The sequence below is a fragment of the Pandoraea sp. NPDC090278 genome (assembly GCF_044772185.1).
GTDB lineage: Bacteria > Pseudomonadota > Gammaproteobacteria > Burkholderiales > Burkholderiaceae > Pandoraea.
In genome coordinates this window covers 1,351,932-1,368,434 of sequence record NZ_JBIVYJ010000001.1, presented here as the reverse complement: position 1 = coordinate 1,368,434, position 16,503 = coordinate 1,351,932, and the positions used below count along the sequence as shown (strand labels likewise).

At 63.3% G+C, this 16,503-nt stretch carries 15 protein-coding genes; 10 read left to right on the top strand and 5 right to left on the bottom strand.

Annotated elements, in window-relative coordinates:
* Positions 1 to 68 precede the first annotated feature (68 nt).
* On the bottom strand, positions 69 to 986 hold the full coding sequence (locus ACIQWO_RS05875; protein WP_402820460.1) for a helix-turn-helix transcriptional regulator: 918 nt from the start codon (positions 984 to 986) through the stop codon (positions 69 to 71).
* A gap of 218 nt (positions 987 to 1,204) precedes the next feature.
* Here ACIQWO_RS05875 and ACIQWO_RS05870 point away from each other — a divergent pair, with 218 nt between their 5' ends.
* The 5 genes from ACIQWO_RS05870 (at position 1,205) to ACIQWO_RS05850 (ending at position 7,013) form a co-directional block, all read left to right on the top strand.
* The gene (locus ACIQWO_RS05870; RefSeq protein WP_402820457.1) at positions 1,205 to 1,963 is read left to right on the top strand and encodes a crotonase/enoyl-CoA hydratase family protein; all 759 of its coding nucleotides are present in this window, start codon (positions 1,205 to 1,207) and stop codon (positions 1,961 to 1,963) included.
* Positions 1,964 to 1,991: 28 nt separating this feature from the next.
* Positions 1,992 to 2,918, top strand: a complete 927-nt coding sequence (locus ACIQWO_RS05865) for a 3-hydroxyacyl-CoA dehydrogenase NAD-binding domain-containing protein (RefSeq protein ID WP_402820454.1) — start codon at positions 1,992 to 1,994, stop codon at positions 2,916 to 2,918.
* A 63-nt stretch (positions 2,919 to 2,981) separates the two neighbouring features.
* The gene (locus tag ACIQWO_RS05860; protein WP_402820452.1) at positions 2,982 to 3,905 is read left to right on the top strand and encodes a 3-keto-5-aminohexanoate cleavage protein; all 924 of its coding nucleotides are present in this window, start codon (positions 2,982 to 2,984) and stop codon (positions 3,903 to 3,905) included.
* A gap of 106 nt (positions 3,906 to 4,011) precedes the next feature.
* Complete coding sequence (locus ACIQWO_RS05855) at positions 4,012 to 5,151, top strand: ABC transporter substrate-binding protein (RefSeq protein ID WP_402820449.1); 1,140 nt, start codon at positions 4,012 to 4,014, stop codon at positions 5,149 to 5,151.
* Positions 5,136 to 7,013 (top strand): feruloyl-CoA synthase, encoded by a 1,878-nt coding sequence (locus ACIQWO_RS05850; protein ID WP_402820446.1) that lies wholly within the window; start codon positions 5,136 to 5,138, stop codon positions 7,011 to 7,013. Before ACIQWO_RS05855 ends, ACIQWO_RS05850 begins: the two co-directional genes overlap by 16 nt.
* A gap of 105 nt (positions 7,014 to 7,118) precedes the next feature.
* Here the strand turns inward: ACIQWO_RS05850 and ACIQWO_RS05845 are convergent, their stop codons facing one another.
* Positions 7,119 to 8,396 (bottom strand): MFS transporter, encoded by a 1,278-nt coding sequence (locus ACIQWO_RS05845; RefSeq protein ID WP_402820443.1) that lies wholly within the window; start codon positions 8,394 to 8,396, stop codon positions 7,119 to 7,121.
* Positions 8,397 to 8,591: 195 nt separating this feature from the next.
* Between ACIQWO_RS05845 and ACIQWO_RS05840 the strand changes: the two genes are divergently transcribed.
* Positions 8,592 to 9,269: a hypothetical protein gene (locus ACIQWO_RS05840; RefSeq protein WP_402820440.1), complete on the top strand. Its 678-nt coding sequence runs from the start codon at positions 8,592 to 8,594 to the stop codon at positions 9,267 to 9,269.
* A 33-nt stretch (positions 9,270 to 9,302) separates the two neighbouring features.
* Positions 9,303 to 10,169, top strand: a complete 867-nt coding sequence (locus ACIQWO_RS05835) for an IclR family transcriptional regulator (RefSeq protein WP_402820437.1) — start codon at positions 9,303 to 9,305, stop codon at positions 10,167 to 10,169.
* A 27-nt stretch (positions 10,170 to 10,196) separates the two neighbouring features.
* Here ACIQWO_RS05835 and ACIQWO_RS05830 read toward each other — a convergent pair whose 3' ends face one another.
* Together ACIQWO_RS05830 and ACIQWO_RS05825 are read right to left on the bottom strand one after the other, a co-directional pair.
* Positions 10,197 to 10,712, bottom strand: a complete 516-nt coding sequence (locus ACIQWO_RS05830) for a DUF2165 family protein (protein ID WP_402820434.1) — start codon at positions 10,710 to 10,712, stop codon at positions 10,197 to 10,199.
* Between the two features lie 112 nt (positions 10,713 to 10,824).
* Entirely contained in the window at positions 10,825 to 11,838 is a 1,014-nt protein-coding gene (locus tag ACIQWO_RS05825) for an SDR family oxidoreductase (protein ID WP_402820431.1), read from the bottom strand.
* A 96-nt stretch (positions 11,839 to 11,934) separates the two neighbouring features.
* Here ACIQWO_RS05825 and ACIQWO_RS05820 point away from each other — a divergent pair, with 96 nt between their 5' ends.
* The 3 genes from ACIQWO_RS05820 to ACIQWO_RS05810 all read left to right on the top strand — a co-directional run bounded on the left by ACIQWO_RS05820 (position 11,935) and on the right by ACIQWO_RS05810 (position 15,328).
* Entirely contained in the window at positions 11,935 to 12,825 is an 891-nt protein-coding gene (locus ACIQWO_RS05820; RefSeq protein ID WP_402820428.1) for a LysR family transcriptional regulator, read from the top strand.
* A gap of 104 nt (positions 12,826 to 12,929) precedes the next feature.
* Positions 12,930 to 13,673 carry an alpha/beta hydrolase gene (locus ACIQWO_RS05815; RefSeq protein ID WP_402820425.1) on the top strand — a complete coding sequence of 248 codons (744 nt, stop codon included), beginning with the start codon at positions 12,930 to 12,932 and terminating at the stop codon, positions 13,671 to 13,673.
* A 29-nt stretch (positions 13,674 to 13,702) separates the two neighbouring features.
* The gene (locus ACIQWO_RS05810; protein ID WP_402820422.1) at positions 13,703 to 15,328 is read left to right on the top strand and encodes an AAA family ATPase; all 1,626 of its coding nucleotides are present in this window, start codon (positions 13,703 to 13,705) and stop codon (positions 15,326 to 15,328) included.
* Between the two features lie 23 nt (positions 15,329 to 15,351).
* Here the strand turns inward: ACIQWO_RS05810 and ACIQWO_RS05805 are convergent, their stop codons facing one another.
* The gene (locus ACIQWO_RS05805) at positions 15,352 to 16,380 is read right to left on the bottom strand and encodes a phosphatase PAP2 family protein (protein WP_402820419.1); all 1,029 of its coding nucleotides are present in this window, start codon (positions 16,378 to 16,380) and stop codon (positions 15,352 to 15,354) included.
* Positions 16,381 to 16,503 lie beyond the last annotated feature (123 nt).

Sequence of the window (16,503 nt, the reverse complement as noted above, 5' to 3'; positions counted from 1 at the left end):
ATTCTAAGCGTGAATCGTGGGGCGACGCAATAGGCGTGACATTCGTGTGGGAAAACGCGCGATGAAATTCAGGCGGCGCGGGCAGGGGACAGACGCGCCTGAAGGTCGGCAAGCGCGGCCTCGGGCGTGATGTCAGACGTGTCGAGCGTGATGTCGGCCAGCCGGTACAGCGACTCGCGGGCGTCGAGCATGCGATGGATGTGATCGAGCGCCTCGTTACGGAGGGCTTCGGTGGCGATGCGCGCGTCGTTCTGCTGCATCACGCGCTGGAAGTGGACTTCCGGGCGTGCGCGTAGCCACACCGTACGGAATGCGCGCAGCACGCGTTCGAACGTCGGTGCTTCCGAGACGATGCCGCCGCCGGTGGCCAGCACGACATGCTCATGCTCGCCGATGATCCGCTCGATGCACTGCCGCTCGATGCGACGCATCGCGGCCTGCCCGTAAAGCGTGATGACTTCACCGATGGCAATACCGGCTTCGCGTTCGACTTCCTTGTCGAGTTCGATGAAGGGCGCGCCGATGGCTTCGGCCAATTGAGGACCGAGCGTCGACTTGCCCGCCCCGCGCAGACCGATGAGCGCGATGCGCTGGCCCGTCCGTGCGGCGTCGGCCGCGACAGGCACGACGAGCTGGCGGCGCAGCCGCGAGAGCACCTCCGGCGATTGCTGGCGCAGGTACTCGATCAGGATGAGTAGATCGCCGTCGTGAATGGAACGCTCGGCGACCAGTGTTTCGACGCCCACATTCAGGGCTTCGGCCAGCTTGTGCAGCACCGCCAGCGACACATTGCCGGTACCGGCTTCCACGCGAGCGAGATACGGCAGCGAGACGCCCGACTGCGCGGCGAGCTGCTTGCGCGTCATGCCGCGCTGGGCGCGCAGCGTGCGCACCTGCCGGGCGAGCGACGCCAGACGTGACGTCACCCCGGCGTCGGCGTCTTCGGCCGGATCGAGCGGTGGCGTGGCGGCAGGCGGTGTTTTCATAGGCTAGCGGGGTGTGGTGCGGTTGCTGATAAATATACTATGAGATAGCACGTACAGAAGTGACTCGCTGCGCACTTCCTGCAACGAGGCGATTGAATGTGCATTAAATTGCCTTTGCAAGCAAAATATCCCTGTTAACCCTGAACTGCATTGCACAAGCTGCGCAACGGCGAAAATATCTTATAAGATACTTTTCACGATTTGGAGCGATGCAGACTATGACCTACCCCCACCTGCGCGTGCGCGTCGAAGACGCCATCGCGTTTGTCACTCTCGACCGCGCCGAGAAGCGCAATGCGCTTTGCGATGCGGCCATCGATTCGCTCGAAGCCGCCTTCCGCGATTTCGACGACAGCGTCAGAGCCGTTGTCCTGAGCGGTGCTGGCGAGCACTTCTGCGCCGGACTGGATCTCTCGGAGAACAGCACGCGCGATCCCATCGACGTGTTGCGCGTCTCGCAGCGCTGGCACAAGGTCTTCCATGAGATTCAGTTTGGCGGACGTCCGGTGGTCGCTGTCCTGCAAGGCGCCGTCATCGGCGGCGGGCTGGAACTGGCGCTGGCAGCCCATGTGCGCGTGATCGAGCGCAACGCGTTTTTCCAACTGCCCGAGGGCAAGCGCGGGATCTTCGTGGGCGGCGGTGCCTCGGTGCGCGTGGCGCGCATTCTCGGCCCGGACCGGATGACGGAAATGATGCTGACGGGCCGCCGGTACGACGCTGTCGACGGTGAACGTCTGGGCCTTGGACACTATCTGGCAGATGTCGGCGACGGACTCGCGCTGGCGACACAACTGGCGCGCGACACGGCCGCCAACAGCCCGCTGTCGAATTGGGCGACGATACATGCGCTGTCGCGCATTCACGACATGTCGATGGCCGACGGCCTCTTCACCGAATCGGTGACGAGCGCACTCATGCTCGCCACGCCCGAAGCGCGTGAGCGGATGGAACGCTTTCTGGGCCGAGCGGCGCGCTAGCCATCCGGCCATCCCCACGGAGACGAATGTGAAATACGACAACATCGAGCAGGTCGCCGTCATCGGCACTGGCGTCATCGGCGCGAGCTGGGCCGCGTACTTTCTGGCGCGCGGTCTGCGCGTGAGCGCATGGGACCCCGCGCCGGGCGCGCATGAGCGCCTGCGTGAAGCTGTCGATGCGCACTGGCCCACGCTCATCCGCATCGGGCTGACGGCGGGCGCGACACGAGACAGCCTTACCTTCCACGACACACTCGACGCCGCGCTCGAAGGGGCCGACTTCGTCCAGGAGAGCGGCCCCGAGCGTGAAGACCTCAAGCAGGATCTTTTCCGCAAGATGGACAGCGCGCTGCCGCCGTCGGTGGTGATTGCGTCGAGTTCGTCGGGGTTGTTGATGAGCCGGGTGCAGTCGGTGTGTGCGCATCCCGAACGTGTGGTGCTCGGGCACCCGTTCAATCCGCCGCATCTGATTCCGCTCGTCGAGGTGATCGGCGGCGAACAGTCGTCGCAAGCCGCCATCGACACCGCCATGCAGTTCTATCGCGCGATCGGCAAGCGCGCGATCCACGTCCGCAAGGAAGTGAAGGGGCATATCGCGAACCGTCTGCAAGCGGCGCTGTGGCGCGAGGCGATTCATCTGGTGGATACCGGCGTCGCCTCGGTTGCGGATATCGACGATGCCATCGCTTACGGCCCGGGCCTGCGCTGGGCGGCGCTGGGGCCGTTCCTGAATCTGCATCTGTCGGGTGGCGCGGGCGGCATCGCCCATCTGCTCGAACACCTCGGCCCGCCCATCGAGTCGTGGTGGGCAGACCTTGGCGAGCCGGTCCTGACGGACGACCTCAAGGCGCGTATCACCGCAGGTGTTGAAGCCGAGCTGGCCGGTCGCGGCAATGCACGTCTCGAAGCGCAGCGCGACGCCGTCATCCTCGGCATTCTCGCGAGCAAGCCCTGAAGCCTTGACCTGAACGCATTCCGATCCAACGAACGAACCACCGATTCGAAGAAGGAGACACGCATGAGCAAACCCAAAGTCATCGTCACCATCGCGCCCACGGGCGGCATGGCGTACAAGTCGCAGAATCCCCATCTGCCCACGCAGCCGGATGAGATCGCGCGCGATGTCTACGACTGCTACAACGCTGGCGCGAGCGTCGTGGCGATTCACGCGCGGCGTCCGGGCGACGACGGTGCGACGTGCAATCCGGCGATCTATCGCGACATCAACCGCCGCATTCGCGACAAGTGCGACATCGTCATCAATAACTCGACGGGCGGTGGCGTTCACGGCGACATGATCGGGCAGCAGGCCGATAACGGTTATTGGGAAATCCTCTGGGAAGAACGTCTGAAAGGCATGGATGCCGGTGCCGAGATGTGCACGCTCGACGCCACGACCATCATCGCGAGCTTCGGTGGCAAGGAGTTGCTGATGCACACCTCGCCGGAGCGCTCAAAGCATCTGGCCATCGAGATGAAGAAGCGCGGCATCAAGCCGGAGTGGGAGGTCTTTAGTCCCACGCACATCGTGCAGGACCTTGCCACGCTCACCGCTGCCGGATTCGACGACGAGCCGTTCTTCGTCAACCTCGTGCTCGGTGTGCATCGTGGCTTCCAGAACGCCATGCCGTACACGCCGCGCGTGTTGCAGTCGATGGTCGACCTGTTGCCCAAGGGCAGCATCTTCTGCGTGAGCGGCATCGGTCCGGCGCAACTGCCGTCCGCGATGAATTCGCTATTGCTCGGTGGCCACGTGCGGGTCGGTCTGGAGGACAACCTGTACTACGAGCATGGTGTGCCCGCGACGAACCAGCAACTCACCGAGCGTGTGGTGCGGCTTGTGCGCGAGATGGGTTACGAGCCTGCCACGCCGACCGAAGCCCGCGAAATCATGGGCTTGCCGCGCAACCGTGAAGTACTGCCGGAGTTCGCCGTGCGCTAACGAGGAGGTGTGCGTCGCAAGCTGTCCAGCCCCTAGAACGAAAACATCCCAGGAGACAAGTCACATGGCGGCAAACAGGTTCACACGCAGTTTCGCGTTATCTCGCATGCTTTCGTTGTCGACGCTCGCCGGTGTGGCGATGCTCTGCGCGACCTCGCAAGCGTACGCCCAACCGGCGGGCGTCACCGTAGGCGTCACGCTTTCGACGACCGGCCCCGGCGCGTCGCTCGGCATTCCGGAGAAGCAGGCCATCGGCATGCTGCCGCCGACACTTGGCGGCTTGCCCGCGCGCTACATCGTGCTCGACGACGCCACCGATCCGACCACCGCGACGAAGAACGCGCGTCGTCTCGCGACGGAAGACAAGGTCGACGCGATCATCGGGTCGTCCACGACGCCCGCGTGTCTGGCCGTCGCCGCTGTGGCGGCCGATACCGGCACCCCGCAACTGGGCCTGTGCCCGTTCGTGCCGAGCGCCACGCAGATGCGCTACGTCTTCTCGTTGCCGCAATCGGTCGCCGTCATGGCCGACGCCGTACTCGACGACATGAAGGCGCACAAGGTGAAGACGCTGGGCTTCATCGGCTTTAACGATTCCTATGGCGAAGCGTGGCTCAAGGACATTCAGGCGCGTGCCGTCGCCCGTCAGATTCAGGTCGCACCGGTCGAGCGTTACGCGCGCAACGATCAGTCCGTGACGGCGCAGGTGCTGAAGGTCATGTCGTCCAATGTGGACGCCGTCATCATCGCGGCGAGCGGTACGCCGGGGGCGCTGCCCATGAGCACGTTGCGCGAGCGCGGCTATAAGGGACGCATCTACCAGACGCACGGTGTCGCCAACAACGACTTCCTGCGCGTCGCGGGCAAGAGTGCGGAGGGCGCGATTCTGCCGGTGGGCAACATCCTCGTCGCTGAGCAATTGTCGGCGAACCATCCGGGCAAGGCCGTCGCCACGGACTTCGCGAAGCGTTACGAGGCACAGTACGGTGCGGGCTCGCGCAACCTGTTCGCGGGTTATGCGTACGACGCTTATCTGGTCCTCGACCGTGCCGTCGCGGTGGCGGCGAAGCAGGCGCAACCGGGCACGCAGGCGTTTCGCGACGCACTCGTCACCGCCGTCGAACAGACGCGCGGTCTGGCGGCCACGCACGGCATGATCAATGTCAACGCACAGGACCACTCGGCTTATGGCGAAGACGGTCGTGTGCTCGTCACGGTGAAGCGCGGAAAGTGGACCATCGAGTGAACGTGGCGGCGGGCGCGCGCCGTCTCGCCCGGCCCGATATCGAACGCGAGGTGCGCGCGGACGGCAGCTTCGTGATTCGCTCTCGCACTGTGCTCGGCGAGTTCGCGCGCAGCCCGGCGGACTGGCTCGTGCAATGGGCATCGAGGACGCCGGAGGCTGTTTTCGTGGCTGAGCGGCGGCAGCCCGGCGACGCCACGTCTGGCGCGGGCCTCTGGCGTGAGGTCACCTACGGCGAAGGGCTCGCGATGGCACGCGGCATCGGGCAGGCGTTGCTCGATCTCGACGTGCCGCGTGAGCGTCCGGTGGTGATTCTGTCGGACAACAGCGTCAATCACGCGCTGCTCGTGCTCGGCGCGATGATGGCGGGGCGTCAGACGGCCATCGTGTCGTCGGCCTACTCGCGCATCGCGAAGGACATGAGCAAGCTGCACGGCATTCTCGCGCGGCTCGACCCGGCGCTCGTGTATGTCGAAGACGGCGATGCCTACGCGCGTGCGCTGGACGGTGCACCGATCCGCTGCCCCGTCGTCGCTACGCGTAATGCGCGTGCAGACTGGTTGCGCTTCGACGCGCTTGCGTCGACGTCGGCATCGGCGGCGCTGGATGCCGTCTTCGCGCAAGTGCGGCCTGAGGATACGGCGAAGCTGCTGCTGACCTCCGGCTCCACGGGTAAGCCGAAAATCGTCGTCAACACGCACCGCATGCTGGCAGCGAATCAGCAGATGATCGCGCAGTGCTGGCATTTCCTCGACGAGACGCCGCCGGTCGTGGTCGACTGGCTGCCGTGGAGCCATACGTTCGGCGCGAATCACAACTTCCACATGGCGTTGCGCAACGGCGGGGCGTTCTATGTGGACGACGGTCGTCCGGTGCCCGAACTCGTGGAGCGCTCCGTCGAGGCGCTGCGCGACGTGTCGCCCACGCTGCACTTCAACGTCCCGAAGGGGTTCGAAGCGCTCGCACCGTTTCTCGAAGACGACGAGGCATTCGCCGCGCGCTTCTTCGGCCGTCTCCAAGTGCTGTTCTACGCGGCGGCGAGTTTGCCCCCGGCGGTATGGCAGCGCTTCGAGCGACTGGCGTCGCGGCACTGCGAGACGCTGCCGTTCTTCACGTCGGCGTGGGGCGCGACCGAGACGTCGCCGCTGATCACCAGCGTTCACTTCCCGATTCCGGGTGCGGGCAATATCGGTCTGCCCGCGCCGGGTAACGAGCTGAAGTTCGTGCCCAACGGCGACAAGCTGGAGATGCGTGTGCGCGGTCCGTCGGTATTTCGCAGTTATGCGGGCGATCCGGAGGCAACGGCGCAGGCGTTCGACGAAGAGGGCTTCTATCGCACCGGCGATGCGGGCCGTCTGTCTGATGCGAACGATCCCGGCGCGGGGGTGATTTTCGACGGACGGGTGTCGGAGGACTTCAAGCTGACGAGCGGCACGTGGGTTTCCGTCGGTGCGCTGCGGCTGCGTGCGGTGACGGCGTTGGCCCCTTATGCGTCGGACGTGGTGATCGCCGGGCATGATCGCGATGAGATCGGGCTACTGATCTTCCCGAGTCCGGCGATGCGGGCGAAGACGGCCTCTGCCCCGGTGTCCGCAGACGATCACGCAGGCAAAACACTCGCGATGCACGACGATGTCCGTTCGCTCATTGCACAGGCACTCGCGCAACTGGCGCATGACGCCGGGAGTTCGCAACGCGCGGCGCGTGCGGCCATTCTGGCATCGCCGCCGTCGCTCGAACAAGGGGAGATCACAGACAAGGGATACGTGAATCAGCGCGCGGTGCTGACGTTGCGCGCCGACGACGTCACACGGCTTTACTCGGACTGCCCGTCGGTCATTCGCTTACCGTCTTCCAACGGGTAAGTGCGACAACTTGAGAGGTGGGGGAAGTGAGAGCGACGGCGCGCCGGTGGCGGGGAATGCCACCGGCGCGTCAGATCGCCGGAACTGAGCGTCTGCGTTCAGCGCTCAGGCGAGCGCTTCGCCGTGACTTTCCGGCAGGAAGAAGTAGACGATGATGGCGGCGAGCAGGAAGAAGCCCGCCGTGGCGCCGAGTGCAACGCTCACGTTCTCGCCACGCGACAGCAGGCCGACAGCCGCCGGGGCGAGGGCGCTCGCGGCGCGTCCCGTGTTGTAGATGAAGCCTTGTGCCGTGGCGCGCACCTGCGTCGGGAACATCTCCGCGAACGTCGGGGCGAAGCCGCTATAAAAGCCCGTGCCGAAGAACGCCACGACCGGCCCGAACACCAGCAACAGCATCGGCTCGCGAATCGCGACATAAAGCGGCACAGTAATTGCCGACACGATGAAGAACAGCAGGAACGACTTGCGGCATCCGATACGGTCCGCGATGTAGCCGAAGCACACGAATCCTGCCGCTGCGCCGATCTGCATGATGACGATCCACGTCGTCGAGCGCATCAGATCGAAGCCCGGGCCGCCCTGATCGATTGGCGTCGACAGATACGCAGGAATCCACGTGAACAGTCCCCAGTAACCGCACATCGCTGCCGCCGTGAAGGCAAGGCCGACGACTGTGTTGCGCGCATACGGCCCGAACAGCATGCCGAGGGTCTGGCCGAGCGTGAGCCGCACGCGTTGTTCGCGCCAGATCGCGGGCTCTTCCACGTGACGACGCACCCAGAACGCCAGCACCGTCGGCACCAGACCGAAGGCGAACACCCAGCGCCAGCCGAAATGCGGCAGGATGACGGCGGCCACGATAGCGGCGACTGCATAACCTACGGCAAACGCACTCTGCACCCACGCCATCACCTTGGCGCGGTGCTCGGCTGGCCACGTTTCGGTAATCAGCGCAGCACCCGCGGACCACTCGCCGCCAATGCCCAGACCCAGCAGGAAACGGAAGATGAGGAGCGACGTCACCGAATCGGCGAAGCCGCACAGCGCGGTGCCGATGGAGTAACACAGGATCGAGAGAATCATCGACTTCGTACGACCGATGCGGTCGGCGAGGAAGCCAAAGAACAGACCGCCGAAGGCCGTCGCCAGCAACGTGAGCGAAGCGATGATGCCCGCCACGCCCTTGTCGAAATGCAGGTCGACGCTGATGTAGCGAATCACCATCGCGAACAGCATCAGATCCATGATGTCGAGCATCCAGCCGATATAGGCCGAACCAAATGCCCGCCATTGCGCCGGGGTCGCGCCGCGATACCACGGTCGACGTGCCGCGCCCGCCGCGTTCAGGGCGGTCGTGCCAGTGTCCATTCTTGTCTCCTTCATGGAACTATCCTAATGTCAGTCCTAGCGTATCGACTATCGATACGCATGGGAATGATTTCGTTTGAATGGTAGCAGGACATTCCAAAGTCATGTCTCGTGGTAAACCATAAATGGTGCTTTGCGTATCGATGATCGATACTAAATGCCAGTGTTGTCTCGATGGTCGGGGCAATCGACTGGTCACAGGAGATCGAAGTGAAGCCGTTTCAATTGCGTTTGTACGAGGATGTCATCGCACCGAACCATCCGCCCGTGTATCTGCCGTCTGCGCGTCGCGCAATTTATGTCGTGCGGGGTGACGTCGCCATCGAGTTCGACACGGGCGCGCAGCATCATCCAGCCGAGAGTGCGTGGCTGGGCGACGACAGCGTCGCGCTGATCGCTGGGAGTGAAGGGGCGACGCTGTGGCGTTGGGAACTGATGTCGGGCAGTGAGCCGACACCGGGTGAGATCGCGTCGGCACCGGGAGCGTCGTCGACGCTCAAGCTCGACGCGCCTGTCGAGCTGGACCCGCGCCAACAGTGGCTCATGCGTTGCGACAAGGTACAATTCCCCCCCGGCGGCGTGGCGCATACGCACGTGCATCAGGGGCCCGGCGTGCGTTGCACGCTCGAAGGCGAGATCACGATCGAGACGTTGGGCGCGTCGCACACCCATCCGGCAGGGCAAGCCTGGCTCGAACTCGGACATGCGCCGGTGCTGGCACCGACGACCGAGGCACGCGATACGACGTTCATCCGCTGCTTCGTCCTGCCGCGGGCGTGCCGTAATCGCAGCTCGATTCGCTACGTCCGCCCCGAGGACGTGAACAAGAACAAGCCGCAGCGCTATCACGTGTTCGGCGAGCGTTTCATCTCGCTCGAAGCACAGTAATCAGCGCGCGACGACAGTGACAAAGGACACGCAGTGAAAGGATCGAAGGACACCCCGAACGACGTCATCCGCCGCCCGCGCGCCGCCGCTGTGCCGAGTGCCGCCGGCGACGAGCGCGCAGAGCAGGGCGGCGACGAAATCAACACGTCGTCGACTTCGGTCATTTCGTTGCGCATTCTGGAGTTGCTGGCCGAGCGCAATGCCGAGTGCGGCGTGACGCATCTGGCAGAAGCGCTCGGCGTCCCCAAAGCACGGGTTCACCGGCATCTCACGGCACTGCGTCAGGAAGGGTATGTGGTGCAGAACCCGCGCACGAGCCGTTACCGAATCGGCTGGCGTCTCTTTCTGCTCGGACAAAAGCTCGTCAAACAGTTCGACGTGGTGGGGCTGGCACGCCCTGTCATGGAAGAATTGCGCGACGCCGTGGGGCAGACCATCGTCATCAGTTCGTTCACCGAGACCGATGTGGTCGTGCTCGACGTGATGCGTGGCCGCAGTCCGCTGGAGATCCTGCTGCATCCCGGCACGCAGTTCAAGCTGCACAGCGTGGCGCAGGGCAAGATTGCGCTGGCGTTCGGCGCAAAGGAGCGGCGCGACGCGGTGCTCGAAGGCCCGCTCGACGCCTGTACACCGCACACCATCACCGACGCGATGCGCCTGTCGCACGAACTCGCGCTGGTCCGCGAGCGTGGCTGGGCGGATGCGCCGGAAGAAGTGTTTCTCGGCGTCAACGCGCTGGCGGCACCGATTGTGCAGGACGACGGAACGCTGTTCGGCACGCTCGCCATCGTCGGCTCGATTCACTATTTGCCTGCGCACCCGAACCCGCAGACGGTCGCAGCGCTCACCGACGCAGCACGACGCATCTCGCGTCTGCTCGGGAGCGGGCGCAGCAACTGAGCGCCACGCTCACGTCCTTCACGTCTTTCACATCCGCAAGACGGCGCCTGCGGCAATCGTCAGCGTCAGCAACATCATGTGCGTGAGTTGCAGACCTTCCTGACGAATCCAGTAGCCGAACCACAAGCCGCCGATCATCATCATCAGCCACGCTGCGCTCAGGGCCGAGAGGCCCAGCGTCGCCCATGCAATGGCAGCGTGGGTCGCGTGAGCGGCACCCACACCGATGGCGCCTGCCAACTGAATGCCACCCCAGCCGAGGCACACCGTCGCCGTGAACTGAAGCGCGATCAGTACGAGCAACGCCAGCACCGACCAGCCCTTCGCATGCATCGCACGACGCAGCAACGGAATTTCGATGGCCGGTGCTTCGCGCAGGGGCGACATGTCCAGCGTTCGGCCGATGGCCCACGACGACGCACCGAACGCCACCACGTTGTTCAGCGCGGCAATGGCCGACCAAAGCGTCAGGCCGGTCACGAGCACCAGCTTGAAAATTACGAACGCATCGAAGGCATCGAGAACACTGACAGCACCGGGCATCGAGAACGGCTCCTGGGGTTTTGGATTGCACGTCTTCGCAAAGACGAGCATGGGGACGTAGGCCAAAGGATAGGAGCGCATCGTTATTTATGCAAGTTAACGCTTGTATAAATCAGGGGTATGCGAAGCCTTTCGCGGACGGCTTCCCCGGCAGGCATCCGAGGCCTTCGAGGGTCGTTTGGATGGCGACGTCGAGCGGCGTGTGCGGCTCCTCGCCGAGGGCATCGACCAGACGGGCGTTGTCCATGCGAACCGGCTGCTTCCAGAGATAGCGCATCTCCTGCAACTCGCGCAGCGTCGTGACGAAGGGCGACGCCAGCGTCATCAGCCACCACGGGAAACGGCGCGTTTTGACTTCGACGCCATGACGCGACATCACACGCGTGATCGCTGCGGCCATTTCCGTGCCGTCGGCATCCCAATGCCCGGCCATGTGAAAGTTTGCGAACGCGTCGAGCGTGTGGCGGCGTTCGATCAGCATGACCATCGCACGGGCCACGTCGGGCAGATACGACCATTGATGGCCGACGCCGGTGGCGTTGGGGATCTGCACCACGCGTGTCGTTTGTCCCGGCTTCACCAGTCCCTGAGCGAACCAGCTATTGCGGGTGAGCGGGCCGAAGAAGTCGCCTGCACGCACAATGATCGTCTGCACGCCGTTGCGGCTCGCGTCACGCAAACGATCCTCCATCGTCGCGCGAATGCGGCCCTTGCGGGTCAGCGGCCGTTGGGGTGTGTCTTCATGCAGCACGGGGAACGTCTCCGGCCCGTAGTTATAGACGGTGCCCGGCAGGACGATGGTTGCACCATAGCGTGTGGCAGCGGCAATCGTGTTGTCCAGCATGGGCAGCACCTGCGTGTTCCAGTTGCGATAGCCCGGCGGGTTGACGGCATGCACGATCACGGCGCAATCGCGGGCGGCGGCGAGGACGTCGTCGGCATGCATGGCATCGCCGTCGATCCACTCGATGCCAGCGTCCGTCACCGAGGCGGGAGCGCCACCTCGGCGCATCGCACGCACTTGCCAACCCGCTGCGAGCAACTGCCGCGCGACTTCTCCGCCGATGCCGCCCGTAGCACCTAGCACCAGTGCACGGGATGTTGTCTGTTGAGTGGAATGGCTCATGAGGAGGCTCCTCGTTCGTTGTCGGTGATGCAATTCTCCGCGCGAGTCGATTAGAATAAAATTACCTAAAACAATCTATCGGCTATACATTTTTGTATGACATCGAATCTCAGCTGGGATCTCTACCGAACGTTCCTGGCCGTGCTGACGGAGGGTTCGCTCTCGGGCGCAGCGCGCGCGCTGGGCATCACGCAGCCAACGGCGGGACGGCATATCGCCACGCTGGAACAAGCGCTGGGGCAGACGCTCTTCACGCGCTCGCAAACGGGCTTGCTGCCGACGGATGCGGCGCAGTCGCTACGCTCGCACGCGCAGGCGATGCAGCACACGGCGCTGGCCTTCGAGCGGGCGGCAGCGAGCCATGGCGACGGAGTGAACGGGGTGGTGCGGATCTCGGCGAGCGAGGTCGTCGGGGTGGAAGTCTTGCCGCCGATCCTGACGGCGCTGCGTCGCGCGCACCCGGATCTGACCATCGAACTGGTGCCGACGAATCGCATTCAGGATTTGTTGCATCGGGAAGTGGACATCGCGGTGCGCATGGCCCCGCCGCAGCAGGACGCGCTGATTGCCCGCCGCGTCGGCGTCATCGACGTCGGCCTGCACGCGCGCGACGACTATGTCGCCCGCTACGGCGCTCCGGCCTCGCTGGCGGACCTCGCGCATCACACAGTGATCGGATTCGACAAGTTGACGCCGTTCCTGCGAGACGCGACGAAGGGCGTGCCAATGTGGGCGCGGGAGACGTTCGCGTTCCGGGCAGACAGTGATCTGGCGCAACTGGCGATGATTCGCGCCGGATACGGAATAGGCGGGTGTCAGGTGCCGCTGGCCAGACGCGACCCGCGACTGGTGCGTCTGCTGCCGAGTGCCTTCCGATTCCGGCTACAGACGTGGGTCACGATGCACGAAGACCTGCGCGCCAATCCCCGTTGCAAAGTCGCGTTCGACGCGCTCGTGGCCGGATTAACCACCTACATGGCCGGATAAGACGCGGAGAAGTCGTCGGCGCGGCAAATATCGGACGTAATCGATGAATAGTGTGATATACAATATATCAATAACATCAACGATTACGGGACAATCACTGCGCCATGTTCGACCCTTCCTTGTTCGGACGCATGCCACCGGACGTCATCGCGTCCGCCGCCCCGAGCGCGCCAGCGTCGGCCTCTGCTTCATCGCCATCCTCTCCGCCATCTCCCGACCCGCTGCCTGAACCGTTCTCACCCGGTCGCCATTCGCTGGGCCTGAGTGAGACACGCGACGCAGTCCTATACGTTCCCACCGATTTGCCCACCGACAGACCGGTGCCGCTGTTCGTGATGTTTCACGGCGCGGGTGGTTTCCCGGAGAAGGTGCTGCCGTTCATCGAACCGCACGCGGATCAACACAAGTTTCTCGTGCTTGCGCCGCATTCGACCTTCCCAACGTGGGACATCGTGATCGGCGGCAACGGCCCCGATCTGGAACGTCTGCAAGCGGCGCTGCGACGCGTTGCTGCGCGCTATCGCCTCGATGCGCAGCGTGTGGCCTTCGCGGGCTTTTCCGACGGCGCGAGCTACGCGCTGTCGATTGGCGTGACGAACGGCGACATTGCGAGCCACGTCATCGCGTTCTCCGGCGGATTCATGTCGATCTTCGTGCAGGAAGGGCTGCCGAAAGTGTTCATCGCCCACGGGCTGATCGACGAGCAATTGCCGATTGCCACGAGCGGGCGTCAAAACGCAAACAAGCTCAAAGCGGCGGGCTACGATGTGCAATACGTCGAATTCGACGGGCTGCACATCATCGAGCCGGGTGTCGTGGCGCGTGCCATCGACTTCTTCCTCGCCTGAACCGATACGCCATACGGGGAGTGCCGTCCATGGATTTCGAAATTCCTGAATCATTGATTCATCCGCTGATGCAACTTATCGGCACCGAGTCACCGCTGGGCAAGCAACTGACGGCCTACGGGGTGTGTCGCGGCAATATGCTGGTCTCCAGCGAATGGTTCGACGCGAAGTCGCTCAACACGCTTTACGTGCTGAGCAAGTCACAAAACGAGCGCGCATTGATGTTCCAGATGCTCGCGCTCGATAACGTCTACAACGCGCCGCAAGCGCGCGTGATTCCCAGTCTGGACAAACTCGTGCCGGGGCTGGTCGCTTACCTCGCACGCGATGTGATCGACGGCTGGCTGTATCAGCGTCATCGCGACGGTGCGTTGTTGCCCTGGCTGGTGCGACGTTTGCGCTACGTCGAACCGGATCAGGGCTCGCCGTACGTCGTCGTCGACATGCTGGCGAACACCATGCAGTCGGCGAATCTGAGCCCGACGGAGCATCGTCCGCGTCGCTCGGGGATGACCACGTCACTTGTCTTCACGCGCGACGACATCGCGAATCGCACCATTCCCGAATTGCTCGCGGAGTTCGGTTTCTACAAAGAGTGCGCGGAGTTCAAGACCGAATACGAACAGCATGCGCAACGCTTCTTGCGCGTGCAGCGTGCGTTCGGTGCGCAGTTCGTGCTGAGCCGCGCCGCGTTCTCCGTCGACCCGAAGGGCGTGACGGAACTGATTCGTGTGGGCGACGGCGTGACGGCGAAGTGCGTCAACGACGAAGAGCGGCTGGAGCGCAACTTCGAAATGGCGTGCGATGCCGACTTCTGGCGCAACGCCGAGATCGGGCAGGCATTCGAGACGATTCCGCTGCACTGCTACGTGCACGTGTTCCATCTCGACTGGCACCGCAATCTCTGGGTCCACGTGCAGAACATGACCGAGTACGAATATCAGCCGAGTCTGCGCGACAAGCTGGTATTGCCCGCGCACCATCACGATCTGATCGACATCCTGACGTCGAATATGGACGTGATGATGCCGGACTTCGTCCCGGGCAAATCGGGTGGTGCGACGATCCTGTGTCAGGGCGCACCGGGCCTCGGCAAGACGCTGACGGCGGAGATCTACTCGGAAGTGGTCGGCAAGCCGTTGTATCGCGTGCACTCAGGTCAGTTGGGCACGACGGCGGCGTCCGTGGGCGCCACGCTCATGAGCATCTTGCGGCGCGCCATGCGCTGGAACGCGATCCTGTTGCTCGACGAAGCCGACGTGTACATCCGGCGTCGCGACAACGATCTGGAGCACAACGCCATCGTCGCGGAGTTCCTGCGCTCGCTGGAGTACTTCCACGGGTTGTTGTTCATGACGACGAACCGCATCGGCGACGTGGACGACGCCATCCTCTCGCGCTGCATCGCCACGATCCACTACGAAGTGCCGTCGTCGGCGGACGCGCGCAGGCTCTGGCGTATGCAGGCGGAGCAGGTGGGCGCGCATCTCGATGATGGGCTGATCGAGACGCTGGCCGCGCGATATCCGAAAGCCAGCGGGCGCGACATCAAGGAGTTGATGAAACTCGCGAGCCGCTATTGCAAGGTCAAGCAGTTGCCTTACACGGAAGACGTGTTCCGTTTGTGCGGCCTGTTCCGTGGCTACGACGCGTGACCGTCCGGCGGCAATCTTATCCGTTATACGACGCCGTCACTCCCGGTTGAAACGACGGTGAGCGATCGATCGTGCTCGCGTGTCGATCGCAAGTGACGCGACAGATGGATGGCGGTTGCCGCCAACGCGATCCCGGCGATGATGTCGATCAGGTAGTGTCCGCCGAAGGGCAGCGCCGAGACGATCATCAGGACGTTCACGGCGGGAATCACAAGATTCCAGCCGCGTAAGTGTCGAACCACATAGCTGAATATCACGGCGTGTGCTGCATGCAATGACGGCAGGGAAATCAGCCCCTGATTGTCATTCAGGTCGATGGTCCTCTGCATGCCCTCTCGAATGCTGGCGAATTGCGACCATTCAGATAGGTCATGCGGACCAATGCGGCCGAAATGGATGTAGGGGTTCGATGCAGGCACTGCTGTCGAAATCAAAATGGACAGGACCACGGTTGCGCAGAACAGTAGGAGGTAGTCCGTTAGCTCGACAGGTTTGTCTTTATAAGCCAGCAATACTGGCAGTAACGCTACCTGCCATCCGTACACCCGATAGCAAGTGCGAAGCAGATCGAAGAGGGGCGGGTGATTTTCAAACCAAGGATAGGCGGCATGCCAGCGAAAGCCCAGTGCGTCGTCGATCTGTTCGAGTCGATTGTCCACCAGGTCGAAGTGGATCGCGATGGCGCAGTCCTGAAGCACGAACGCCGCGAATGAGAAAACGGTGAGGAAGTAGAGACAGATGAGTGCGACGCTCGTTCGCGCCCAGAATCGTCGTAGTTTCGACCGGGTTTGACGAGACAGAACGGCCATGGCGATCCCAGTCAGCGCAACGGGGCTCGCCCAGTAGACATGATCAAGCCCGGTGAGCGTGAAGCCGAGCATCTGCGTACCGATGACATCCAGCAACAGTACGCCCGCCAGCAACGCCAACGCGAGCTGGAGTTTGCGCTGCGCAAAGAACGCTGCCAACAACGCGTTGGACGCACCACTTGCGCCGCGATTTCCGAACGTCCCCGAATGCCCTGATTCACCGTCTGCGTCGATCTCATTCATATGAGTATGCACACGACTTTTGTTAGATGTACTTTTTATTTCCCCGATGGCCAATGGTATATCGGGATGCTGGCTTCAGATCGAAGGATTTATCGGGGTTTACCAAAGGTCGACGGTTGGCTG